Origin of the sequence: Roseovarius sp. (assembly GCF_965228755.1) — a bacterium.
Lineage (GTDB): Bacteria > Pseudomonadota > Alphaproteobacteria > Rhodobacterales > Rhodobacteraceae > Roseovarius.
In genome coordinates this window covers 1-7,568 of the sequence record NZ_CBDDIG010000006.1, presented here as the reverse complement: position 1 = coordinate 7,568, position 7,568 = coordinate 1, and the positions used below count along the sequence as shown (strand labels likewise).

10 protein-coding genes and 1 pseudogene are annotated in these 7,568 nt (G+C 64.6%); 6 read left to right on the top strand and 5 right to left on the bottom strand.

Going from position 1 to position 7,568, the window contains the following annotated elements; genetic code table 11:
• A pseudogene (locus ACO07J_RS13515) lies at window positions 1-197 on the bottom strand (DNA polymerase Y family protein); the annotation flags it as partial.
• 151 nt (window positions 198-348) lie between these two features.
• On the opposite strand from ACO07J_RS13515, the gene ACO07J_RS13510 reads away from it, so the two are divergent.
• On the top strand, window positions 349-780 hold the full coding sequence (locus ACO07J_RS13510; protein ID WP_422029815.1) for a c-type cytochrome: 432 nt from the start codon (window positions 349-351) through the stop codon (window positions 778-780).
• 6 nt (window positions 781-786) lie between these two features.
• Here the strand turns inward: ACO07J_RS13510 and ACO07J_RS13505 are convergent, their stop codons facing one another.
• Window positions 787-1,116 carry an I78 family peptidase inhibitor gene (locus tag ACO07J_RS13505; RefSeq protein WP_422029813.1) on the bottom strand — a complete coding sequence of 110 codons (330 nt, stop codon included), beginning with the start codon at window positions 1,114-1,116 and terminating at the stop codon, window positions 787-789.
• Between the two features lie 75 nt (window positions 1,117-1,191).
• Here ACO07J_RS13505 and ACO07J_RS13500 point away from each other — a divergent pair, with 75 nt between their 5' ends.
• The 4 genes from ACO07J_RS13500 (at window position 1,192) to ACO07J_RS13485 (ending at window position 4,225) form a co-directional block, all read left to right on the top strand.
• On the top strand, window positions 1,192-2,304 hold the full coding sequence (locus tag ACO07J_RS13500; RefSeq protein WP_422029811.1) for an S-(hydroxymethyl)glutathione dehydrogenase/class III alcohol dehydrogenase: 1,113 nt from the start codon (window positions 1,192-1,194) through the stop codon (window positions 2,302-2,304).
• Window positions 2,305-2,364: 60 nt separating this feature from the next.
• Window positions 2,365-2,850 (top strand): GNAT family N-acetyltransferase, encoded by a 486-nt coding sequence (locus tag ACO07J_RS13495; RefSeq protein ID WP_422029809.1) that lies wholly within the window; start codon window positions 2,365-2,367, stop codon window positions 2,848-2,850.
• 71 nt (window positions 2,851-2,921) lie between these two features.
• Window positions 2,922-3,509 (top strand): ATP-dependent Clp protease proteolytic subunit, encoded by a 588-nt coding sequence (locus ACO07J_RS13490; protein ID WP_422029807.1) that lies wholly within the window; start codon window positions 2,922-2,924, stop codon window positions 3,507-3,509.
• Window positions 3,509-4,225 carry an NYN domain-containing protein gene (locus ACO07J_RS13485; RefSeq protein WP_350158492.1) on the top strand — a complete coding sequence of 239 codons (717 nt, stop codon included), beginning with the start codon at window positions 3,509-3,511 and terminating at the stop codon, window positions 4,223-4,225. Before ACO07J_RS13490 ends, ACO07J_RS13485 begins: the two co-directional genes overlap by 1 nt.
• On the opposite strand, the gene ACO07J_RS13480 is transcribed toward ACO07J_RS13485, so the two are convergent.
• A complete protein-coding gene (locus ACO07J_RS13480) occupies window positions 4,204-4,425 on the bottom strand; it encodes a hypothetical protein (protein ID WP_422029805.1) in 222 nt (73 codons plus the stop codon). The genes ACO07J_RS13485 and ACO07J_RS13480 overlap by 22 nt on opposite strands.
• Before the next feature lie 164 nt (window positions 4,426-4,589).
• Here ACO07J_RS13480 and ACO07J_RS13475 point away from each other — a divergent pair, with 164 nt between their 5' ends.
• On the top strand, window positions 4,590-5,336 hold the full coding sequence (locus tag ACO07J_RS13475; RefSeq protein WP_422029803.1) for a winged helix-turn-helix transcriptional regulator: 747 nt from the start codon (window positions 4,590-4,592) through the stop codon (window positions 5,334-5,336).
• A 4-nt stretch (window positions 5,337-5,340) separates the two neighbouring features.
• On the opposite strand, the gene ACO07J_RS13470 is transcribed toward ACO07J_RS13475, so the two are convergent.
• Window positions 5,341-6,969, bottom strand: coding sequence for a lysozyme inhibitor LprI family protein (locus ACO07J_RS13470; protein ID WP_422029801.1), 1,629 nt, complete (start codon window positions 6,967-6,969; stop codon window positions 5,341-5,343).
• Window positions 6,957-7,568, bottom strand: a 612-nt coding sequence (locus ACO07J_RS13465) for a hypothetical protein (RefSeq protein WP_422029799.1), incomplete at its 5' end; no start/stop codon positions are given. The genes ACO07J_RS13470 and ACO07J_RS13465, both read right to left, overlap by 13 nt.

Sequence of the window (7,568 nt, the reverse complement as noted above, 5' to 3'; positions counted from 1 at the left end):
GGCTCCTCGGCGACCCAGGGGCTGAACTTCCCCGCCCAGCGCCGCAGCACCGTCAGGAAGGCCGCGTCCGTCTGCCGGTTCGCCAGCCGGGTCTGAAGCGCGGGGCACATGGCGTGGGCATCGCGCAACGGTTGGCCGCGCACCAGCCCCGCCGCCTCGGCCTCGGCCGACAGCGACACCAGCACCTGCGCGTTCCGCCATGTTCTTCTTTTGTTCTCCTCAAACTAACCCTGCCTGCCCGGTGTGTCGAGTCGCAACACCCACCGCCTTCCGGCACGCGAAGGGGACGCCGAACTTGACCCCCGCCGCACCCGCGCCAGATTGGCCCCGAAAAAACGAGCATGACACATGAAAAGAACCGCCCCCCTTCTGATCGTGGCCGCCCTCTGCGCCTCGGCCGCACTGGCGCATACCGGCGTTCAGAACCCGGCAGTGAAAGCCCGGATGCACGGGATGGAAGACCTGGCCCGGGCCACGAAGACGCTGGGCCGGATCGCGAAGGGCGAGGCGGCCTTCGAGCCCGAAACCGTCGCGGCATCCCTCGACGACATCAAGGACCACGCCGCGGCGATCCCCGGGCTGTTCGAGACGCCCGCGCAGGATCCGAAATCCGAGGCGCGCGGCGTCATCTGGACGAACTGGGACGATTTCGTCGAGCGCTCGGACGCGCTCGTTGCCGCCGCCGCGACCGCCAGGGTCGGCGGTCCCGACGACCTGCGCGCGGCGCTCGACAGGATCGGCGGCGCCTGCAGGTCCTGCCACGAGAATTACCGCGAATAGCCCGCGCTAGCCGCAGTAGACCCGAATGATACGACCGTCGGTCTCATAAAGAACGTTGGTCCGCTGCGGGATGTATTCCTGCGTGACGATGTCGTCGACGCTGAAGGCCCGCATCCGCGGACCCGCCGGCAGCGTGACCGCCGCGATGTTCGATCCGATCAGCGGGCGATACTCCTCCGCATCGCACAATTCGATATCCGCCAGACCCGGTTCCTTGTCTCCGGTCCCGGTATCCGCGCTTGCGGTCACGATGGTATTCCCGCCCCCCGGCGGCGGCGGCGCGCACCCCGCGACAAGGATGGCGGCGGCCAATGCATTCAGAATCAATAGGCGCATGAAAACTCCCGGCTTTGACATTGATTTCGCCCGTCACCTCGCGCAGGGTCAACCAAAAGTATCAGGGAGTACAAGATGCGCACACGTGCCGCCGTGGCAACCGCTGCCGGAAAACCGCTGGAAATCATGGATGTGAACCTCGACGGCCCGCGGGCGGGCGAGGTTCTGGTCGAGATAAAGGCCACCGGCATCTGCCATACGGACGAATTCACGCTCTCGGGCGCGGACCCCGAGGGCCTGTTCCCGGCCATCCTGGGCCACGAGGGCGCGGGGGTGGTGCTGGAAGTGGGCGAAGGCGTGACCAGCCTGAAACCCGGCGACCACGTGATCCCGCTTTACACGGCCGAGTGCCGCGAGTGCGAATACTGCCTGCACCCCAAGACGAACCTCTGCCAGAAGGTCCGCGCGACGCAGGGCCAGGGCCTGATGCCCGACGGCACCTCGCGCTTTTCGACCCTCGATGGCGACCCGATCCTGCATTACATGGGCTGCTCGACCTTCTCGAACCACACGGTCCTGCCCGAGATCAGCCTGGCGAAGGTGCGCCAGGACGCCCCCTTCGACAAGATCTGCTATATCGGCTGCGGCGTGACCACGGGGATCGGCGCGGTGATCTATACCGCCAAGGTCGAGATCGGCAGCCGCGCCATCGTCTTCGGCCTGGGCGGCATCGGCCTTAACGTGATCCAGGGCCTCAGGCTGGCGGGGGCCGACCAGATCGTCGGCGTCGACATCAATCCGGCCAAGGTCGAGATGGCCACCCGTTTCGGCATGACCGACTTCGTGAACCCGACCGAGGTGGAAGGCGACCTCGTGCCCTACCTGGTGGACCTGACAAAGGGCGGCGCGGATTACACCTTCGACGCCACGGGCAACGTCAACGTCATGCGCACCGCACTGGAATCGGCACACAAGGGCTGGGGTGAATCGATCATCATCGGCGTGGCCCCCGCCGGCGCCGAGATCTCCACCCGCCCCTTCCAGCTGGTCACCGGCCGCTCGTGGCGCGGCACCGCCTTCGGCGGCGCCCGCGGCCGGACGGATGTGCCCAAGATCGTCGACTGGTACATGGACGGCAAGATCGAGATCGACCCGATGATCACCCACACCCTGGCGCTGGAAGACATCAACAAGGGCTTCGACCTGATGCACGCGGGGGAGTCGATCCGGAGCGTGGTGGTTTACTGAGGGGTCGCCGGGGGCGCTGCCCCCGGACCCCCGGAGTACTTCCAGAAAAGAAGAAGAGCAATGTCGCTGCATCTGCGTGCCGCCACGCCTGGCGACCACAATACCCTCTGGTCCATGCTCGAACCGGTCTTCCGCGCGGGCGACACCTACGCCATCGACCCGGACATCTCCCGCGAGGACGCTCTCGCCTACTGGACCGCCGAACATGCCTATCTGGCGGAAGACGACGGCCAGCCTCTCGGCACCTATTACATCCGCCGCAACCAGAAGGGCGGCGGAAGCCATGTCTGCAACTGCGGCTACGTCACCGCGCGGGGTGCCGAGGGCCGGGGGGTGGCGCGCGCCATGCTGGCCCATTCGCTGGACGAGGCCCGGCGCCTCGGCTTCGAGGCGATGCAGTTCAACTTCGTCCTCGCCAGCAACACCCGCGCCGTCGAGACATGGCGCCGGGCGGGTTTCGCCGAAATCGGCCGCATCCCGCGCGCCTTCCGCACGTCCGGCGGCGGCGAGACCGACGCCCTCGTCATGCACCGCTTTCTCGCCTGACCGGCCCTTGCCATTCCCGGCCATAGGCACGACATTCCCCCCAAACACATGACAACCGAGCGGAGCGCCCAATGGCCGACAAGAAAAACGACGACGACGACAAGAAAGACATGGGCGGCAAGGCGGCCGACCTGTTCTTCAAATCGCGCAACGTCATCATCACGGGCGAGATCAACGACAAGCTGGCCCAGCGCATCACAACGCAACTGATCGCACTGGCCGAGGATTCGGACAAGCCGATCAACCTGTTCATCTCGTCGCCCGGCGGTCACGTCGAATCCGGCGACATGGTCCACGACATGGTCAAGTTCATCAAACCCGAGGTCCGCACCATCGGCTCGGGCTGGGTGGCCTCGGCAGGTGCCCTGATCTTCGTCGGCGCCCAGAAGAAGAACCGCTTCTGCCTGCCCAACACCCGCTTCCTGTTGCACGAGCCGCGCGGCGGCATCGGCGGTACGGCGTCCGACATGTGGATCCAGGCCGAGCAGATCCGCATCATGCGCGAGCGTTTCCACCGCATCTTCGCCGAGGCCACCGGCCAGAAGGAAGCCAAGATCGCCGAGGATACCGAGCGCGACTTCTGGCTGAACTCGCAAGAGGCCATCGACTACGGGCTTCTGGGCAAGGTCATTCACACCGCCGCCGAACTGCCCGGGTAATGGCCGACCGTGACCGCCCTCTCTACGCCGTCCTGATCGACGCCGACAACATCCCGGCGAAGTACGCCGGCGCGATCCTGAAAGAGATCACTTCTTTCGGCGAACCTGCGCTGCGCCGGGTCTACGGCGACTGGGGCTCGACGCGGCTGAACACCTGGGCCAGGGCCGTCCGCGACCTTGGCCTTGTCGCGCATCAGGAAACCGCCAATACCGTCGGCAAGAACGCCAGCGATATCGGGTTGGTCATCGATGCGATGGACATCCTGCACTCGGGCCGGTTCGACGGCTTCGTGCTGGTCTCCTCCGACAGCGATTTCACCGCGCTGGCCAACCGCGTGCGCGAGCAGGGGATGGACGTGATCGGCATCGGCGAGGCGAAGGCGCCCGAAAGCCTGCGCAACGTCTGCAACCGGTTCATCCTCCTGGAGAACCTGATCGACGAGCCGCCGCAAACCGACAAGAGCCAGCCGGCCCCGACCTCGGGCAAGCAGGATCCGATCAATGCGGCGCCGCTGATCCTGAAGGCGATGGACAAGATCAACGCCGACGACGAATGGTACGCGCTGGGGCAGCTTGGCCAGTACATCGTCCGCGACAACCCCGACTTCGACCCGCGCACCTACGGCCGCAAGAAGCTTTCGGACCTCGTGCAGGGCCTCAAGCGGTTCGAGACCAAGAAGATCGGCAACCAGCTTCACGTGCGCCGGGTGGATTGACCGGGCGGGCGCGAAAGCGACCGGATATACAGCGCCGTGTGAATGTCGCGCGTGGCCGGCAGGACGTGGCGGGTCGCGGCCCGGGCTTCCGCCGGGCCGGCTTGAATCTGAGCACCGCCCATGAGCCGCCGCAGGCCTTTCAGAAACCCGCGCCGCCCGAAACCGGCGGCAAGCGGGGCGAATGTGTCGATCAGGGCCATCGGATGATCCTTTCCCGGGCATGTGTTCTCGATGGCTTTCAGACTGCTCCTCTCGGGCCGGAACCGGCGAGTGCAGGAAATGAACCAACCCCGCTACACATTCTGAACTGGATCGGTCGGCCATCCCTGGCGTAGCCTTCCCGGCAATCCGAGGAGACCGAACCATGACCAGGAAACCCTACGGAATGATCTGCCCCATCACCCGGGCCTGCGAGATCCTCGAGCCGCGCTGGACCATAGCGATCCTTGTCGCTCTCTGGGCCGGCAACACCAAATTCAACGACATCCGGCGCGAAATCGGCAGCGTCTCGCCCGCGCTACTGACAAAGCGCCTGCGCGAACTCGAAGACCTGGGGCTGGTCGAACGCATCCACGACCGGGCCACCGGCAACATAGATTACCTGAGAACGGGAAAGGCCATCGCCCTGGAACCAGCGCTGGACGCGCTGGCGCATTGGGCCCAGCAGAACGTCGACGGGATAACCGCGCTTTGCACGACCAGCGCGTCAAGCCTGATGTGGAAGATGCGCAAGCTGATCGACCCCGACGCCCTGCCGCGGCGGCGCGTCGTGATCCAGTTTCATTTCGCCGAAGACCTTGACTACGACACCTACTGGGTGCTGGCGAACCCCGGCGCGCCGATAGAGATATGCACATCCATCCCCGGCTACGACATCGACCTCTATGTCGAGACCACGACCATGTCGCTCGCCGCGATCTTGCTGGGGCGGACGACCATCCGGCGCGAGACCGAACTGGATGAACTGTTCCTGTCCGGAGACCCGGTCCTGGCTCGGACGATGGACAAATGGCTGCCCAGAAGCAGCTACGCCGACCTTGAAGGGGTGGAAGAGTTGACCGGCGACACGTCGGCGCGCCAAGGCGCGCGAACCTCTGCCGCCAGCGCCTGACGGGTCAGTTTCCCAGGATCAGGTCTCGGCTACGGGCTTCGGTGAATGCCAGAAGACATTGTGCCAGACTCCGCCTCAGCGTCGGGATGCTGCGATCGATCCGCCCCGGCCGGCAGGCGCGATCCCGCGCCGCGAGCCATTGGCGCTGGGCGGCGAGGACGCTTTCGGGGTCCTTCTCCCGCGCCCATTTGAACAGCGCCACCATCCGGCCATCGGCTGTCCTCAACGCGGGTTCCTCGCAGATGATCTCTGCTGCCGGATCCAGCGTGCCGCCGCAATCGAAGCTTGCCTCGGTGATCCCACGTATCTCCTCGGGATACCTGCCCACGAGGTCGTCGGCTTCGACGTAGACAAGCTCCGGCGTCTCCATCCAGGTCATGTCTGGACCAACCGCTATGTACAAGCTGATGGGCACCGGTGATTCGAAATCGAGGACTTTGTTGCCAAGATATTCGCCCTCGTTGCCGGGATGATGGACATTCTGGTTGAACGTCTTCACGTACCAACGGCCGTCGTCGAACTGGAAAACCGAGCACTCCGCCTTGCCCAGCCCCCGTGTCGGCGTAGTGAAGAAGAAGGCTTCAGGATCGACGCCCGGCACCAACCGGAACACTCCGCCGTGCACTTCTTCCAACGAAGGAAACCGCTGCCCGTTTGTCCGAAGCGGAGCATACTCCAGCTTGCCCTCTTCGAAATAGGGCTGCGTCGTCGTTTCGGTGATGACGTCCGGATTCTGGAAATCCCGGCCGTTCGGACCGTAAAGGAAGAATGCCTCGCCGTCGGTTGCGAGACCCAGCACGAAATTGCAGGCGCCAAGAGCGTCGAGGTACCCGATGGTTTCGGGATAGATCACGCGTGAGGTAAGGACCGTGCTCTTTGTCTGCCGTGCGAGGTTGAAACTGGCGATTGGCACGAACTGCTCGAATAACGGTCTGTCATCCTTCTCCCGACTCTCCTTCGTCAGCATCGCGAAGACGAAATCCGGATCGAGCTGCCAGTCCGACATGCGCTTCGTCAGTTCGTTGATCGCCGCCTGCGCCTGGCCGTAGAACTGAAGCGAAATCTGCTTCATCAGGCTGTCGTTCATCGGCGTGCCGTCCGGCAACTGGATCGCCGCCGGAAGCTCCGAGAACGGCGCGTGAAAGCCGACGATCGCCTCGTCGTGGACATAGCGCGCGGGCCAGGCGGGCATGCCGCGCAGCATGACATTCTGGCCGCCCATGAAGGCGATGGCGCAAGACGACAGGCAGCGGTCCCCGGGGCCGACGAAGGTCATGACCCCGAACCCGCCGATCGTGTCCGCCAGCGCCAGTCCCTCGTAGAAATCCCCTCCGTCGCTGTTCAGCGAGACGACGACGTTGTTCGACCAGTCGAAATTGGGGTCGGGCAACTCTTCCCGAAGCAGCGCTTCCAGCTTTTCGTCGTCGCCCGGCTCGATCCGGCCCTCGATGCGAAAGTGCGGAGAATTGGCAAGGCTGAACGGCATGCCGATATCCACGGGATCGCCGATCGTTTCCTGGGGAAAGGCGTGGAAATACGTCTCCGTGATCGGCTCCGCGCGGAAAATATCCGCCGCCGCCGCCGCACTCGCGGCCGCACAAAGGCCGAAAGCCAGCCCCACTAGCGCTCGCATTGCGGATCCTCCTGAAACGCGTCCGACGCCAGGCCCAGCCCGACGTTGCCGTAAGTTGCCCGGATGTTTTCCAGTTCGCCGCCATAAAGCCGGTGAAAGCTGCGGGTGTACCCGCAGAACAGATCGCGCGTCGTTTCTTCGTGGCATTGGGCGCCGCGCCAGCACAAAAGCCCCTCGCACTCGCTCGCGCAAAGCGCCACCTGGTCCAGCATGTCGGCAATGTCGGCGATGGCCAGTTGCACATCGACAGGACCGATTTCTTCATTTCCGGGAAGGATCCATTGGTGGACAAATGCACGAACGGGATCTGGTTTCCCCCTCTCCTTCCCACTGGCATTCTGCATTTCGGGAGGAAGTAAGGCCAGTTGGCCACGGAACTTCCTGACATTTTCGGGCTGCGAGTACCAAAGCCGGTCCAGTAGATGCCGCGCCTCGCCGGTCCGGCCCTCCGAAAGCTGGGTCGCGTATTGCAGGGCGTTGTCGATCCGGCGCTCCGTCGCCGACTGCACCAGAAGAAACACACCCCATGCGCCCGCGACCACAAGAGCAACGAACTGGGCCGCGCCCCATAGTCCGCTCCTGCGGTCGAACCATCCCAG